General features: G+C 66.5%; 14 protein-coding genes. 8 read left to right on the top strand and 6 right to left on the bottom strand.

All coding sequences use genetic code 11. The features are described 5' to 3' along the window. Window positions 1–123 precede the first annotated feature (123 nt). Complete coding sequence (locus G6N34_RS06775; protein ID WP_085153107.1) at window positions 124–1032, top strand: AraC family transcriptional regulator; 909 nt, start codon at window positions 124–126, stop codon at window positions 1030–1032. A 257-nt stretch (window positions 1033–1289) separates the two neighbouring features. On the opposite strand, the gene G6N34_RS06770 is transcribed toward G6N34_RS06775, so the two are convergent. From G6N34_RS06770 to G6N34_RS06755, 4 genes are all read right to left on the bottom strand, one after another. Beyond that, a complete protein-coding gene (locus G6N34_RS06770; RefSeq protein WP_085153105.1) occupies window positions 1290–2108 on the bottom strand; it encodes an ATP-binding cassette domain-containing protein in 819 nt (272 codons plus the stop codon). A 13-nt stretch (window positions 2109–2121) separates the two neighbouring features. Further along, the gene (locus G6N34_RS06765; protein ID WP_085153103.1) at window positions 2122–3180 is read right to left on the bottom strand and encodes an ABC transporter permease; all 1059 of its coding nucleotides are present in this window, start codon (window positions 3178–3180) and stop codon (window positions 2122–2124) included. After that, on the bottom strand, window positions 3180–4166 hold the full coding sequence (locus tag G6N34_RS06760) for a substrate-binding domain-containing protein (RefSeq protein WP_085153317.1): 987 nt from the start codon (window positions 4164–4166) through the stop codon (window positions 3180–3182). The genes G6N34_RS06765 and G6N34_RS06760 overlap by 1 nt, the downstream gene beginning before the upstream one ends. Window positions 4167–4394: 228 nt before the next feature. Further along, window positions 4395–5132, bottom strand: coding sequence for a GntR family transcriptional regulator (locus G6N34_RS06755; protein ID WP_109788556.1), 738 nt, complete (start codon window positions 5130–5132; stop codon window positions 4395–4397). 205 nt (window positions 5133–5337) lie between these two features. On the opposite strand from G6N34_RS06755, the gene iolC reads away from it, so the two are divergent. Genes iolC through G6N34_RS06720 form a run of 7 tightly spaced genes read left to right on the top strand, consistent with a single transcriptional unit; the run spans window position 5338 to window position 12857 of the window. After that, entirely contained in the window at window positions 5338–6324 is a 987-nt protein-coding gene (gene iolC, locus G6N34_RS06750) for a 5-dehydro-2-deoxygluconokinase (protein ID WP_085153099.1), read from the top strand. Next, the gene (locus G6N34_RS06745) at window positions 6317–7207 is read left to right on the top strand and encodes a Cgl0159 family (beta/alpha)8-fold protein (RefSeq protein ID WP_085153097.1); all 891 of its coding nucleotides are present in this window, start codon (window positions 6317–6319) and stop codon (window positions 7205–7207) included. The genes iolC and G6N34_RS06745 overlap by 8 nt, the downstream gene beginning before the upstream one ends. Window positions 7208–7210: 3 nt before the next feature. Then, window positions 7211–8083 (top strand): 5-deoxy-glucuronate isomerase, encoded by an 873-nt coding sequence (iolB, locus tag G6N34_RS06740; RefSeq protein WP_085153095.1) that lies wholly within the window; start codon window positions 7211–7213, stop codon window positions 8081–8083. 3 nt (window positions 8084–8086) lie between these two features. Then, on the top strand, window positions 8087–10036 hold the full coding sequence (gene iolD / locus G6N34_RS06735) for a 3D-(3,5/4)-trihydroxycyclohexane-1,2-dione acylhydrolase (decyclizing) (protein WP_085153093.1): 1950 nt from the start codon (window positions 8087–8089) through the stop codon (window positions 10034–10036). Between the two features lie 13 nt (window positions 10037–10049). Then, the gene (locus G6N34_RS06730; protein WP_085153091.1) at window positions 10050–10952 is read left to right on the top strand and encodes a sugar phosphate isomerase/epimerase family protein; all 903 of its coding nucleotides are present in this window, start codon (window positions 10050–10052) and stop codon (window positions 10950–10952) included. Between the two features lie 8 nt (window positions 10953–10960). Continuing rightward, on the top strand, window positions 10961–11980 hold the full coding sequence (locus G6N34_RS06725; protein WP_085153089.1) for a Gfo/Idh/MocA family protein: 1020 nt from the start codon (window positions 10961–10963) through the stop codon (window positions 11978–11980). 1 nt (window position 11981) lies between these two features. Beyond that, complete coding sequence (locus tag G6N34_RS06720) at window positions 11982–12857, top strand: sugar phosphate isomerase/epimerase family protein (protein WP_085153087.1); 876 nt, start codon at window positions 11982–11984, stop codon at window positions 12855–12857. Between the two features lie 129 nt (window positions 12858–12986). Here G6N34_RS06720 and G6N34_RS06715 read toward each other — a convergent pair whose 3' ends face one another. Next, window positions 12987–13409: a hypothetical protein gene (locus tag G6N34_RS06715; RefSeq protein WP_133057783.1), complete on the bottom strand. Its 423-nt coding sequence runs from the start codon at window positions 13407–13409 to the stop codon at window positions 12987–12989. A 120-nt stretch (window positions 13410–13529) separates the two neighbouring features. Beyond that, window positions 13530–15704: a glutamine synthetase III family protein gene (locus G6N34_RS06710; protein ID WP_085153084.1), complete on the bottom strand. Its 2175-nt coding sequence runs from the start codon at window positions 15702–15704 to the stop codon at window positions 13530–13532. Window positions 15705–16097 lie beyond the last annotated feature (393 nt).

The raw sequence follows: 16097 nt of genomic DNA, 5'->3' as shown, positions 1-16097 counted from the left end.
GTGAATTGGGATGACTCCATACAACCGCGGGGCACGGACATGCGGTAGCGCGATAGTCGCAAGCTCTTGCACAATCCTGCCGATCTCTCGACGATTAGTCGTTTCGGATGATTGAGTGACGACATGCCCAGTGCGCGGGACCTGCTGTCGGAGATCAGCGGCCACATCGAGAAGCACGCGCGGCCGGGGATGCAGACACGCATCAACGGCCTGCTGCTGTCTAAGGTGACGGGCTCGGCGGGCCCCGACTACTCGCTCACCGAGCCCCTCCTGGTCGTCATGACGCAGGGCGGCAAGCGCCTCCTGCTCGGCGACGAGGTCTTCGAGTACCGGGCCGGACAGATCCTGATCGTCACCGCGAGCCTGCCCGTCACGGGCCAGTACCTCGACACCACCCGGCCGTCGATGGGCGTGGGTCTGGTGCTGCGGCCGGCCGCGCTGGCCGAACTGGCGCTGCGAGCCCCTGCCCTGCCGCGGACCACGTCAGCGGCGCCGGCGATGGCCACCGGCGAGGCCGACGCCGAACTGCTCGACGCTGTCGCACGCCTGGTTCGCCTGCTGGATCGCCCCGCCGACGCGCCCGTGCTCGCACCACTGTACGAACAGGAGATTCTGTGGAGGCTGCTGGTCGGCCCGCACGGAGCCACGGTGCGCCAGATCGCGCTTGCCGACAGTCATCTGACGCACCTGAACCGGGCGATCAGCTGGATGCGCGACAACTACGCCGAGCCGATGCGAATCGAGGGTCTGGCGCAGATGGCCGGTATGAGCACGTCGGCATTCCACCGGCACTTCCGCTCCGTCACGGCCATGAGTCCCCTGCAGTTTCAGAAGCAGATTCGGCTGCAGTCGGCCCGATCACTGCTGGTCGCCGAGTCCGACGACATCGCGGGTGTGGGACACCGGGTCGGCTATGACAGCCCGTCGCAGTTCACCCGGGAGTACCGGCGACTGTTCGGCGCCCCGCCCAGCCTGGACGCGGCCCGCCTGCGTGGGCTGGGCGCGGCCCCGGAGCCTGCGCTGCTGCCCTAGCCCGGCCGCGCTGGCTTGGGCTCGGCCCTAGCCCGGCTGGCTCGGCCCCAGCCCGGCTGGCTCGGCCCGGCCCGGCCCGGCCCGGCTGGCTCGGCCCGGCCCGGCCCGGCTGGCTTGCCCCGGCCCCGGACACCCCGCCCCAGAGGAAATGTGCGGAATTGCAGGCTATTTCGTGAAATTTGCTGCAATTCCGCACATTTCAACGGCGACAGACCTCGCGGCGCGGGCTTCCGACACCGTCAAACGGCGCCCGGAACCTAGTGCCGCCCCAATTCGTGGGTCAAGGCCTCGAGTTCATTGCCGCCGGCCATCTCCTGCGTCAGGTGTTCCAGCGTGATCTCGTCGTAGGTGCAGTCCAGTTTCTGCCGGCCACGGTTGAGCAGCACGAAATGGTCGCCGACCATATGCGCGTGATGAGGGTTGTGCGTGATGAAGATGACCCCGAAACCCTGCTCCTTGGCCGCGGTGATGTAGCGCAGCACCATGCCGGACTGCTTGACGCCCAGCGCAGCCGTCGGCTCGTCGAGGATCAGCACGCGGGCGCCGAAGAAGATGGCCCGCGCGATCGCCACACACTGGCGCTGACCGCCCGACAGCGAACCGATGGGCGCGTCGACGTCGGGCAGGTCGATGCCCATCTTGTTCAACTCGGAGATCGTCGTCGCGCGCATGGCGTTGATGTCCAAGGACTTCAACAGCCCCTTCTTTCGCAACTCATTGCCAAGAAAGAAGTTGCGCCACACCGGCATCAGCGACACCACGGCGAGGTCCTGGTACACCGTGGCGATCCCGGCGTTGAGCGAGTCCTTGGGCGAGCTGAACTCCGCCGCGACTCCGTCGATGAGCAGTTCCCCATCGGTGGGCTTGTGCAGACCGGCGATGATCTTGATCAGCGTGGACTTGCCCGCACCGTTGTCACCGAGCACACCGGTGACCTCTCCCGCGCCCACGCGAAGGTTGATGTCCTTGAGCGCGATGATGTTTCCGTAACTCTTACCGACTCCCCTGAGTTCGACCAGAGGGGTATCGCCACCCGAGGGCGTCTCGGCGATGGGCGCTTCAGCAGTGGTGCTCATGTCGACTTCTCTCCTACCGCTTGGCGGCGTAGTTGCGGACCACGTTGTTGGCGACCACCGCGAACAGCAGCATCGCGCCGAGGAAGAACTTGAACCAGTCGGGGTTCCAACCGGCATAGACGATGCCCTGGTTGGTCATGCCGAAGATGAACGCGCCGATCAGGGTGCCGATCGCGGTGCCGTAACCACCGGTGAGCAGGCAGCCTCCGATGACCGCGGCGATGATGTAGAAGAACTCGTTGCCCACGCCCTGACCGGACTGCACGGTGTTGAAGGCGAACAGCAGATGCATGCCGACGAACCAGGCGCAGAACGCCACCACCATGAACAGGCCGATCTTGACCTTGGTCACCGGCACGCCCACCGCCCGTGCGCTGTCCTGGTTTCCGCCGACGGCGAAGATCCAGTTGCCGGTGCGCGTCTTGAACAGCACGTAGGTCGCGATGAGAGCGAACAGGATCCACCACAGCACGGTGACGCGGACCTCGACCGGGCCGATCGGGATGCTCGAGGCGAAAACCGCCCTGCCCGAGTCGAATCCCTCCATGTCCGACACACTGGGCGTTGCGACCTGACCGGACAGCAGCTTGGTCACGGCCAGGTTGATACCGGCCAGCATGAAGAACGTGGACAGCGTGATGAGGAACGACGGGATCTTCGTCTTCATCACCATGTAGCCGTTGAAGAACCCAACGGCCAGTGAGATCACCAGTGCCAGAGCAGCACCCGCCCACAGATTCAGGTGCAGGTTGTAGCAGAGCATGGACGCCGCGAGCGAACTGGTGGTGACCGCGACGCCCGCGGACAGGTCGAACTCACCGCCGATCATCAGCAGGCCGACACCGACGGCCATGATGCCGATGGTCGAGCTTGCGTAGAGCACCGTCGCCAGGGACTCCGCCGACCGGAACGGCGGCGCGACGATCAGGAACAGGATGAAGATGCCGACGGCGCCGACCAGCGCCCCCATCTCGGGGCGAATGATCAACCGCTGCAGCTTGTTCTGCTCCCTGACCCGCTCGTCATGGACGACTGTGTGCGTGTCCAAGTTGAGGTCGGCTTGTGTACTCATCAGCGGGTTCCGTTCTGGGCATACTCGGCGACGGCGTCGATGTTGGTCTTGTCGATGAACGACGGTCCGGTCAGCGTCGCCTGGTTGCCACCGATGACGTTGCCGTTGTTGAGGTAGAGCCACAGCGAGTCAACCGCGAGATAACCCTGCAGGAAGGGCTGCTGATCGACGGCCCACTGGACGTCGCCGTTCTTGATCGCGTCGACGAGTGCAGCGTTGGTGTCGAAGGTCGCGATCTTGGCGCTGCTGCCCGCGTTCTTCACCGACTGCACCGCGGTCAGCGCGAACGGCGCACCGAGGGTGAGCACGGTGTCGACGCTCGGGTCCTGCTGAAGCTTGGCCGTCACGGTGGCCTCGACGGACGGCATATCCTTGCCGTTCACGTTGAGCACCTCGGAGGCGGGGAAGGTGTCCCTCACACCCGCACAGCGCGCCTCCAAGCCGACGTGTCCCTGCTCCTGAATAACGCAGATCGCCTTCTTGGCGCCGTCTGCGGCCAGCCGCTTGCCGGCCTCCTGGCCGGCGATGAACTCGTCCTGGCCGAAGTACTCCTTGATGCCCATCGACTGCCACACATCGGATCCGGAGTTGAACGCCACGACGGGGATGTCCTTGCCGATGGCCTTGGCCACACCGGGTTTCATCGCGTCGGCCTTGGCCAGAGTCAGTGCGATGCCGTCGACACCACGGTCGACGGCGTTCTGCACGAGGTTGGCCTGGTTCGGCCCTTCGGGATCACTTGAGTAGACGAGTTCGATGTTGTCCTTCTTGGCCGCGGTCTCGGCGCCCTTGCGCACGAGGTCCCAGAAGGAGTCGCCAGGCGCCTCGTGGGTGATCATCGCGATGGTCGCGCGCGGGGTGTCCGCGGTGCCCGCACCCATCCCGCCTCGACTGCTGTCCGGCTTGCCCCCGGTGCTGGAGCACGCAGACGCACCCAGTACGAGAACGCCCAGGCTGGCTGCAGCCACGAGCCGAGTGAAGTTCATTGTCTCTCCTTGTCCTCGGACATCGCCGCGGAGCTTGAGCGTCTGCACGCCGGTGGCAAGCGACACGGCCTCGCAGTCGATGTAATACCGCTCACACTGGAAAGTCAACACTTTGTTCTGACATTAGGACCGCATGTCAAAGCTTCGCGAAGACGCGTGCTGGCGAACACGGGACGTCACACGACGAGAGTGCGCACCGAAATACGGTGCACAGCAGTGGTTTTCAGGTCAGCGATCGACGAGCGTAGTTTCGAAGTAGTAGCGCGAGGCGCGATACACGTGGCTGCCGAACTCCACGATTCGGCCCGAATCGTCGAAGGCCGTCCGCTCCATCACCAGCAGCGGCGCCTTGGGCTTCTCGTCGAGGAGGCGTGCCTCCTCACGGTCAGCGGCCTTGGCCCCGATGCGCTGGCGGGCGACGCGGATGTGCACTCCGCGTGAGCGCATCGACTGGTAGAGACCCGCCGTCTCGAGTTCGTCGCGGTCGGGCGCCAGCGCGGCGGGCAGGTGATTGGTCATCACCGCAAGCGGCTGGCCGCTGGAGCAGCGCAGGCGTCGCATCGTCACGACGTCGCTGCCGGCGGGAAGGTTGAGATGCTGCGCGATGTCGTCGGTCGCAGGGCCCAGTCGATAGTCGAGCACCTGCGTGGTGGGCTCCTGCCCCGCCCGCGCCAGGTCGTCGAACAGGCTGGTCAACTCCACCGGACGGTGCACCGGGGTCTGCACCACCTGGGTACCCACGCCGCGCTTGCGGACCAGCAGTCCCTTGTCCACGAGCTCCTGGATGGCGCGACGGGTCGTGGGGCGCGAGAGGTTCAACCGCTTCGCCAGCGCCAGTTCGTTCTCGAACCGGTCCCCCGGCTTGAGCTGTCCGTCGAGGATGGCCTTCTCGAAGACCTGCGCCACCTGGAAGTACAGCGGGATCGGGCTCGACCGATCGACCTCGATAGCCAGTGTCGTGACCACGCCCGCTCCGATCCTGCGTCCAGTGTCCGCGCGCCCGCCGAGCGCGTGGCTGCCCAGAGTACCTCCTCATGACTGCAGGTAAGAATGTCAGGACAAAGTCTTGACTTTCCGGGTGGCGGGGCGCACAGTCGATGGCGAATGCCCGACGCGCCGGCGTCGGTCAGGTCGACAGAACCCACAAAGCCAGAAGCCTTCGGGAGTATCCGTGACCGCAAACGCCAACAAGGCTTTTGACGCCCTCGCCATCGGCCGCAGCGGTGTCGACGTCTATCCCCTGCAGACCGGGGTGGGCCTCGAAGACGTCGAATCGTTCGGCAAGTTCCTCGGCGGCAGCGCCGCCAACGTGGCGGTGGCCGCCGCACGTCTGGGCAACCACACCGCGTTGATCTCAGGGGTCGGCGACGACCCGTTCGGCCGGTTCGTCCGCAGGGAACTCGCCGCACTGGGCGTCGACAACCGCTTCGTGGGCACCCACGGCGAGTACCCGACGCCGGTCACCTTCTGCGAGATCTTCCCTCCCGACGACTTCCCGCTGTATTTCTACCGCAGGCCGTCGGCGCCCGACATGCAGATCAGCCCCGACGAGATCGACGCCGAGACGGTGCGCAGTGCCCGCCTCTACTGGTCGACCGTCACCGGACTGTCCGAAGAGCCCAGCCGCAGTGCGCATTTCGCCGCCTGGGAGGCCCGAAGCGAGCAGGGACGAGCGCCGCTGACAGTGCTGGACCTGGACTACCGGCCGATGTTCTGGGCCAACGCGGCCGCCGCCAACGAACAGATCCAGCGCGCGCTCGAGCACATCACCGTCGCCGTCGGGAACCGCGAGGAGTGCGAGGTCGCCGTCGGCGAGACCAACCCGCACCGGGCCGCCGACGCCCTGCTGGATCTGGGCGTGGAACTGGCGATCGTCAAACAGGGCCCGCGCGGTGTGCTGGGCAAGACCAGACACGCCTCGGTCACCGTCGCCCCCAACGACGTCGACGTGGTCAACGGACTGGGCGCGGGAGATGCTTTCGGCGGCAGCCTGATTCATGGACTCCTGCGCAACTGGCCGCTGGAGAAGATGCTGCGCTACGCGAATGCCGCCGGCGCGATCGTCGCGTCCCGTCTCGAATGCTCGACCGCGATGCCCACCGCCACCGAGGTGGCCGAACTCGCCGAACAATCCGCCGTGGAGGCCGTCAATGTCTGAATTCGGTGCCGCAGTCTGCGGCGACTACGCCGCCATCACCGACCTGCGCGCCGCGGATCCCGGCGCCATCGCGCGAGCGTGGCAGGAGCGCGTCACCCGCCCGACGGTCCGCGGTGACGGCAGGTTGATGATCGTCGCCGCCGATCACCCGGCCCGCGGCGCACTGGCCGTGGGTTCCCGCCCGACCGCGATGAACAGTCGCATCGATCTGCTCGACCGACTGCGCGCCGCACTCGCCGACCCGGGCGTCGACGGCGTGCTCGCGACCGCCGACATCCTCGACGACCTGCTGCTGCTCGGGGCCCTCGACGACAAGGTGGTGTTCTCCTCGTTCAACCGCGGCGGGCTCGCGGGGTCCGCCTTTGAACTCGACGACCGGATGACGGGCGCCACCGCCGCGTCGACCGCCGCGGCGAAGATGAACGGCGGAAAGATGCTGTGCCGCATCGATCTTGACGACCCGAGCACCGTCGCCACCATGGTCGCCTGTGCGCAGGCCGTCGACGACCTGGCCGCGCACGGACTGATCGCGATGCTGGAACCGTTCCTGTCGACCCGCGTCGACGGCCACGTCCGCAACGACCTGAGCCCCGATGCGGTGATCAAATCCGTACACATCAGCCAAGGCCTGGGCTCCACATCGGCCTACACCTGGATGAAGCTGCCGGTCGTCGACGAGATGGACCGTGTCATGGAGTCCACCACTCTGCCGACGCTGCTTCTCGGCGGGGATCCCGCCGACCCCGACGAGGCCTTCGCCACGTGGGAGAAGGCACTGACCCTCCCGTCGGTGCGGGGCCTGATCGTCGGTCGCACGCTGCTCTACCCCCATGACGACGACGTGAGCGCAGCCGTCGCGACGGCCGCGCGGATGGTGCGGTAGGTCGTGCGCAGCAGGCTCTACATCCCCGCGGGAAGCGCCACGCTTCCCCATACCGTCGACGTCACCCCGGAGTCGGCCGGTTGGGCCGAATCCTCGCTGCAGGTGCTCGAACTCGCCGCCGACCCGGTGACGCTGCACACCCGGGACACCGAGGTGATGATCCTGCCGTTGGCCGGCGGCGGCACCGTCGAATGCGGCGGCGAGAAGTTCGACCTCGCGCCCCGAACCTCGGTGTTCGACGGCCCCGCCGACATGGTGTACCTCGGCATCGACCAGGCGTACACACTGTCCGGGACGGGCCGCCTCGCGATCTGCGGTGCCCGGGCCACCCGGTCGTTACCCAATCGCCGCGTGGCCGCCGCCGACGTCCCGGTGGAACTGCGGGGTGCAGGCAACTGCAGTCGCCAGGTGCACAACTTCGGCACCGCCACGACCTTCGAGGCCGACTCACTGATCGCATGTGAGGTCATCACCCCGAGCGGCAACTGGTCCAGCTATCCGGCCCACAAACACGACGAGAACACCGACGTCGAAACCCAACTCGAGGAGATCTACTACTTCGAGATCGCCGACAGCCCGGCCGGCACACCGGGATTCGGCTACCACCGGGTCTACGGCACACCCGAGCGCCCGATCGAGGTGCTCGAAGAGGTCCGCTCCGGCGACGTCGTCCTGGTGCCGCACGGATACCACGGACCGTCCATCGCCGCGCCCGGCCACCACATGTACTACCTCAACGTGATGGCCGGATCGGGCCCCAACCGGGCCTGGATGATCTGCGACGACCCGAACCACACCTGGCTGCGCGACAGCTGGGAACACCAGGAGATCGATCCCCGGCTGCCGTTCGGCACCGGAATTCGGGAAGGAGCCTGACCCGTGGTATCCACCGCACCCAAGGCCGGACAGAAACTCGCCGAGGGCGAGGGCACCGTCCGCCTCACCGTCGCGCAGGCCACCGTCCGCTTCCTGGCCAACCAGTACGTGGAACGCGACGGCACCCGCGGCAGATTCTTCGCCGGATGCTTCGGCATCTTCGGCCACGGCAACGTCGCGGGCCTCGGGCAGGCCCTGCTGCAGGACGAACTCGAGGCCGCTGAGGCCGGACGCGAACCCGGCCTGCGCTACGTGCTGGGCCGAAACGAGCAGGCCATGGTGCACAGCGCGGTGGCCTATGCGCGGCAGAGGGACCGACTGCAGGCCTGGGCCGTCACCGCCAGCGTCGGTCCCGGTTCCACGAACATGCTCACCGGCGCCGCGCTGGCCACCATCAATCGACTGCCCGTGCTGCTGCTGCCGGCCGACACCTTCGCGACCCGCGTCAGTGCGCCGGTGCTGCAGGAACTGGAACTGCCGTCATCCGGCGACGTCACGGTCAATGACGCGTTCAAGCCGCTGTCGCGCTATTTCGACCGCGTGTGGCGCCCCGAACAACTGCCCGCGGCACTGCTGGGCGCCATGCGGGTGCTCACCGACCCCGTCGAGACCGGGGCGGCCACCGTCTCGATCCCCCAGGACGTGCAGGCCGAGGCCCACGACTGGCCGGAATCCCTGTTCGCCGAACGGACCTGGCATATCGCCCGCCCGCTGCCGGAACGCTCGGTGATCGCACGCGCCGCCGAGATCATCCGTGGCGCATCCGCACCCCTGATCGTCGCCGGCGGCGGTGTCATCTACTCCGATGCCACCGCGGCGCTCGCCGCGTTCTGCGAGCAGACCGGAATCCCCGTGGGAGAGAGCCAGGCCGGCAAGGGTTCTCTTCCCTACGACCATCCCCAGTCGGTCGGTGCGATCGGTTCGACGGGCACCACCGCCGCCAACGCACTGGCCGCCGAGGCCGACGTCGTGATCGGGATCGGCACCCGCTACAGCGATTTCACGACCGCGTCGCGGACCGCGTTCAACCACCCGGAAGTCCGGTTCGTCAACGTCAACGTCGCATCCCTGGACTCGGTGAAACAGGGCGGCGTGAGTGTGGTGTCCGACGCGCGTGAGGCGCTGGAGGCACTGGCCGCCGCCGTCGGCGACTACACCGTCGGCGACGAGTACCGTTCGCGGGTCACCGAATTGGCCGCCGAATGGAATGACACCGTGTCGTCGGTGTACGCGACCGACGAGGGTGCGACGCTGAATCAGAACCAGGTCATCGGACTGGTCAACACACTCTCTGATCCTCGTGACATCGTGGTGTGCGCGGCCGGGTCGATGCCGGGTGACCTGCACAAGCTCTGGCGCACCCGGGACCGCAAGGGATACCACGTCGAATACGGCTACTCCTGCATGGGCTACGAGATCGCCGGCGGCATCGGAGTCCGGATGGCGGCCCCGGATCGGGACGTATTCGTCATGGTCGGTGACGGCTCATACCTGATGATGGCCACCGAACTCGTGACCGCGGTGCAGGAGGGCGTGAAGATCATCGCGGTGCTGGTGCAGAACCACGGGTTCGCCTCCATCGGAGGGCTTTCCGAATCCCTGGGATCCCAACGCTTCGGCACCGCCTACCGCTATCGCGGTGACGACGGGCGCCTCGACGGCGACCACCTCCCCGTCGACCTGGCGGCCAACGCGGCCAGCCTGGGCGCCGACGTCATCAGGGTCGGCACGGCCGCCGAGTTCGCCGACGCGGTCAAGGTCGCCAAGGCCGGTGACCACACCACGGTCATTCACGTCGAGACCGATCCCCTGGTCTCGGCACCCGACAGCCATTCATGGTGGGACGTTCCGGTGAGCGAGGTCTCGACGCTGACCTCGACCCAAGAGGCCCACGCCAGGTATGCGGACTGGAAGAAGGTCCAGCGCCCCCTCATCAACCCCTCCGATCGCTGACAAGGACACACAGATGGCGACAATCCGCGTGGGGTCCGCACCCGACTCGTGGGGCGTGTGGTTTCCCGACGACCCGCAGCAGACCCCGTATCACCGCTTCCTCGACGAGGTGGCCGCCTCGGGTTACCAGTGGATCGAACTGGGTCCCTACGGCTACCTGCCCACCGACCCCAAGCAACTCGCCGACGAACTGGCGGCGCGCAACCTCACGCTGTCGGCCGGAACGGTGTTCGAGCACCTGCACCAGGACGACTCGTGGGATGCGGTGTGGAAGCAGATCGAGGATGTCGCGAAACTGACTGCGGCCGTGGGTGGTCAGCACGTCGTCGTAATCCCCGAGATGTGGCGCGATCCCGCGACCGGTGCCATGCTCGAGGACCGCACCCTCACCACCGAGCAGTGGCGGAAGAAGACCCAGGGCATGAATGAACTGGGCCGGGCGATGTTCGAGAAGTACGGGGTACGCGCCCAGTACCACCCGCACGCCGACAGTCACGTCGACACCGAGGAGAACATCTACCGGTTCCTCGACGGCACCGACGGTCAGTTCGTCAACCTGTGCCTGGACACCGGGCACGTCAGCTACTGCGGCGGCGACAACATCGCGATCATCGAACGCGCCCCCGAACGCATCGGCTACCTGCACCTCAAACAGGTCGACCCGCAGGTGCGGGCCAAGGTCGAGGCCGAGGACCTGCCATTCGGCGAGGCGGTCAGGCTCGGCGCTATGACCGAGCCGCCGCGCGGAGTCCCTGACATGCCACCGCTTCTGGCCGCGGTGGAGAGGCTCGGCATCGACGTGTTCGCGATCGTCGAGCAGGACATGTACCCGTGCGGGGTCGACGCCCCGCTGCCCATCGCCAAGCGCACCCGCAACTACCTGGGTTCGTGCGGCATTCCGTCAGTGAAGTTCTAGGAGACCCGATGTCTGACTTGCGCATTGCCGTCCTCGGCGTGGGCATCATGGGCGCCGACCACGCCGCGCGCCTCACCACCAGGATCTCCGGAGCCCGCGTCGCGGTGGTCAACGACTACCTCACCGACAAGGCCGATCAGATCGCCGCCGGGATCGAGGGCTGCCGTGCCGTGGCCGACCCCCTCGACGCCATCGCCGATCCCGACGTCGACGCAGTCGTGCTCGCCACCCCGGGACCCACGCACGAGAAGCAGCTTCTGGCCTGCCTGGAGCATCGCAAGCCCGTGTTGTGCGAGAAGCCGCTGACCACCGACGTCGAGTCGGCCCTGGGCATCGTGAAGCGCGAGGCCGATCTGGGGACGCGCCTGATCCAGGTCGGCTTCATGCGCCGCTTCGACCACGAGTACATCGCGTTGAAGTCCATGCTGGACACCGGCGAACTCGGCCGTCCGCTGGTGCTGCACTGCGTACACCGCAACCCTGCCGTGCCGCCGAACTTCGACAGCGCGATGGTGGTGCGTGACTCGCTGGTCCACGAGGTCGACGTCACGCGGTTCCTGTTCGACGAGGAGATCGTGTCCATCCAGATCATCCGGCCGGCCGCCAATCCCGCTGCGCCGCAGGGCCTCGCCGATCCGCAGATCGCGGTGATGCGCACGGCCTCGGGCAAGCACGTGGATGTCGAACTCTTCGTCACCACCGGGGTCGGGTATGAGGTGCGGACCGAAGTTGTGGCCGCCAACGGCAGCGCGATGATCGGTCTGGACGTCGGGCTGGTGCGAAAGTCCGCCCCCGGCACGTGGGGCGGTCAGATCACGCCCGGCTTCCGCGAGCGGTTCGGCCAGGCGTATGACACCGAGTTCCAGCGTTGGGTCGATGCGGTCCGCGACGGCCGAATGGTCGACGGCCCCACCGCATGGGACGGTTACGCCGCTGCCGCGGTGTGCGAGGCCGGTGTGGTGTCGCTGAACAGCGGCGGTCCGGTCGAGGTGGCGATGGTGTCCCGCGATTCCATCCCGGGGGCGTGACATGAAAACCGCCCTGGATCCGACACCGTTCCACCACGACCACGAGCTCCTCGAATTCCCGCGCCTGGTGGCCGATCTGGGTTATGAGCACCTCCAGTTGACCCCGCACCGGGATTTCATCCCGTTCTTCAACCATCCCCGCGCCGACGACGATCTGGTGGCGAAGTTCCGCAAGTCCTGCGCCGACGCCGGCGTCGGGATCGCCTCGGTGCTGCCGGTGCTGCGCTGGTCCGGCCCCGACGAGGACGCCCGCGAGGCCGCCGTGCGCAACTGGAAGCGCGTCATCCAGATCACCGTCGACCTCGGGGTCAATGTCATCAATACCGAGTTCTCCGGTCGTCCCGAGAAGGCCGAGGAGTCCGAGCGCGCGTTCTTCCGGTCCATGGAGGAACTGGTGCCGATCTTCGAACGCGAGGGCATCGACGTCCGAATCGACCCGCACCCCGACGATTTCGTCGAGGACGGGATGGAGGCGCTGCGGATCATCCGCGGAGTCAACTCCCCCAACATCGGCATGGTGTACGTGGCGTGCCACACGTTCCATATGGGCGCCGACATGCGCGCGCTCATGCGGGCCGCCGGTGACAAGCTGCGCCTGGTGCACGTCGCCGACACCATGGACCATCACCGCTCCCACGGGCTGCGCTACATCACCAATCCACCCGGAAACCCCGTGCGTGTGCACCAGCACCTCAAGATCGGTGACGGTGACATCAACTGGGACGAGTTCTTCTCCGGCCTGGCCGAGATCGGGTTCTACGACCGCCCCGACACCGTCATGGTGTCCTCGGTGTTCGCCGAGGACGAGAACGCCGCCGAGGTGTCGCGGTACCAGCTCAAGACCATGACCGACTTCGTCGCCAAGTACTCGCCGTAACCTTTCCCGCGAGCGCCCGGGTCTGCCCCTTCTCCCGCGAGCGGGCTGGGGTCCCCGCTTGCGGGGCGTCTGTACGCAACACGCCGCGCGTCTGCGTACAAAGACGACCCCTCACCGGAGGGAACAAGGTCAGAACAGGCGGCGCAGCGCGGTGTCGGCCGGGCCGGCGGGCGGATCGGTGACCTCGCCGACGAACACCGCGGCGATCGCGTCCGGTTTCGCGTCGGCGACCGCACGCCAGGCCGCGAGGTTGGGATGCTGCAGATCCGTGGTGGCCTCGGCCGGCTTGAGGTTCTCGATGGCCTGCGCCACCTGCGCCCGCGTCATCGTGAATTCGCGAGTACCGCTTGTGTAGCCGACCACTTCGGCGAGCACCACCGCGGACAGCCCTGCACCGCTGCCGGGGCGGTTGACGTGCGGGAACTCCCAGCCGCCGCCGGTGTCGTACCCGACCGCGAAAGCCGCGGGCGCCTGCCAACCCGCGATCTTCTCGCTGCGCCTGCGAGAGATCTCCCGCAGGCCCTCACGCGTGGACCAGTCATCGCTTGCCATGGCGGCCATTGTGCCAACCTCGGCACTCCCTCCTCCGCGAGCGTCCGCATCGGTACACCAAACGCGGCATGTCGCCGTACCAACACGCACCCTCGCGGAGAAGGAGAGGGAGCGGCGGGCTCAGAGAATGTAGAGCATCTCCTGATAGGTCGGCAGCGGCCAGAGATCGTCGGCGACAACGGATTCCAACGAGTCGGCCGCGGCGCGCACCGCATCCATCGCCGGCAGCAGCACATCGCGGGCGTGATAGGCCTCATCGGAAGCCGACTCCAGATGCACCGAGAGCCCGGCCCGCAGATCCGCCAGCGCCTTGGTCAACGCCGACAGCGGCGCCGACACCGCCTCGAGCAGCGACGCGTCCGGCTCGACGCCAGCAGCCTTGAGCGTCGCGATGTTCTGCGCCAGTTCGGTCTGATAGCGGATCGCGGCGGGCAGGATCACGGTCGTTCCCACTTCGAGCGACAGCTTCGCCTCGACACTGATGGTCAGCGCGTACTGCTCGAGGCGGACCTCGTAGCGGCTGTGCAGTTCACGCTCACTGAACACGCCGTAGCGTTCGAACACCTCGATGGCGTCGGGCTTGATCAGTTCGGGAATGGCGTCGAGCGTGGTCTTGAGGTTCGGCAGCCCCCGCGCCGCAGCCTCGACCTGCCAGTTCTCCGAGTACCCGTCGCCGTTGAACACCACCGCCCCGTGTTCGGTGATGATCTCGGTCAGCAGTTTCTGGACCGCGGAGTCGAACCCCTCACCCGACTCGACAGCCTCCTCCAGAACTGTTGCCATGTAGTCGAACGAGTCCGCCATGATCGTGTTGATGATGATCATGGGGACCGCGACGGTCTGGCCCGAACCCGGTGCGCGGAACTCGAATCGGTTGCCGGTGAACGCGAATGGGCTGGTGCGGTTGCGGTCGCCCGGGTCGGTCGGCAGCATCGGCAGGGTGTCGACGCCGATGTGCATGACGCCCTTGCCCTTCGACGACGTCGCGGCGCCCTTGGCGATCTGTTCGAAGACGTCAGCCAGCTGATCCCCGAGGAAGATCGAGATGATCGCCGGCGGGGCCTCGTTGGCACCCAGCCGATGGTCGTTGGTGGCCGAGGCTACCGAGACTCGCAGCAGCCCACCGAATTTGTGCACCGCGCGGATGATCGCCGCGCAGAACACCAGGAACTGAGCGTTCTCGTGCGGGGTGTCGCCCGGCACGAGAAGTGAACCCAGGTCGCCGTTTCCGACCGAGAAGTTCACGTGCTTGCCCGAACCGTTGACACCGGCGAAGGGCTTCTCGTGGAACAGGCACTCCATACCGTGCTTCTTGGCCACGGTCTTGAAGATCGTCATCAACAACTGCTGGTGATCCGAGGCGATGTTGGCCCGCTCGAACATCGGCGCGACCTCGAACTGCGCCGGGGCGACCTCGTTGTGCCGGGTCTTGGCAGGGATGCCGAGCTTGAACAGTTCACGCTCGGTGTCCATCATGAATCCCAGCACCCGCTCGGGGACGGCACCGAAGTAGTGGTCGTCGAACTCCTGCCCCTTGGGCGGCTTGGCTCCGAACAGCGTGCGTCCGGCGTTGACCAGATCGGGTCGAGCCAGGAAGAAGTGCCGATCGATCAGGAAGTACTCCTGCTCGGGCCCGCAGAAGGACACCACCTTCGCAAGGTCGTTGTGCCCAAACAGCTTCAGGATGCGTTCGGCGTGCACACCCATCGCCTGCTGGCTGCGCAGCAACGGCGTCTTGTAGTCGAGGGCCTCGCCCGTCATCGACACGAAGACCGTCGGGATGCACAGAGTGTTGCCGTTCGGGTTCTCCAGGATGTAGGCGGGACTGGTGACGTCCCATCCCGTGTATCCGCGAGCCTCGAACGTGCTGCGCAGGCCTCCCGACGGAAAGCTCGAGGCATCCGGCTCGCCCTGGATCAGGGTCTTGCCCGCGAATTCGGCCAGCGTCTGACCGTCCGACACCGGCTCGAGGAAGCTGTCGTGCTTCTCAGCGGTCAGGCCGGTCATCGGATAGAAGACGTGCGCGTAGTGCGTGGCCCCCTTCGACAGCGCCCAGTCCTTCATGGCCGAGGCCACGGCGTCCGCGACGGCCGGGTCCAGCTTGGCGCCCTTCTCGATGGTCGCGACGACGGACTTGAACACTGACTTGGGCAATCGCAGTTGCATCTCGGCCTTGGTGAAGACGTTGGCGCCGAAAATCTCGCCGGGTGCCTCGCCGGGCACGAAACTGATCGCCGGCGGTACATAGGCTTCGACGTTGTTGATCGCCTGAAGACGGACTGCGTTTCCGCTCAATGGAGTTCCTATCGCTGCGGCGCCCGCGCTGCTCACGGACGACGGACCGCCCCAGGCTAGGAACAACTGATGGCAAACCTGTTACGCCGACGTCAACGTCTGAATTCCACTCTGGTCTCGACTTCGATGAGTCGGCCCACGTGGACGTTGAACACCGCGTACGATCTCAGCAAACATAGTTGAGGCGCGAAAGACCGTCCAGAACACCTAATTTGTGATCTGTGCCACATTGGGACTCAGATGTGAGCCAGCCCGCTTTTGCCGCGTTCGCCCCAGTTCGGCGGCCCGAGATTGCACGGATGAACACAGTGGTCCAGGACACGTGGGGCCCTCCGTGTGATGGAGGCTATGTGAGCCTCGCAACTCTGTTATATCGTCTAACCTGTCCGTTTT

It is taken from the genome of Mycolicibacterium confluentis, assembly GCF_010729895.1.
In the GTDB taxonomy this organism is placed as follows: Bacteria; Actinomycetota; Actinomycetes; order Mycobacteriales; family Mycobacteriaceae; genus Mycobacterium; species Mycobacterium confluentis.
This window is presented reverse-complemented; position numbering and strand designations above follow the sequence as displayed.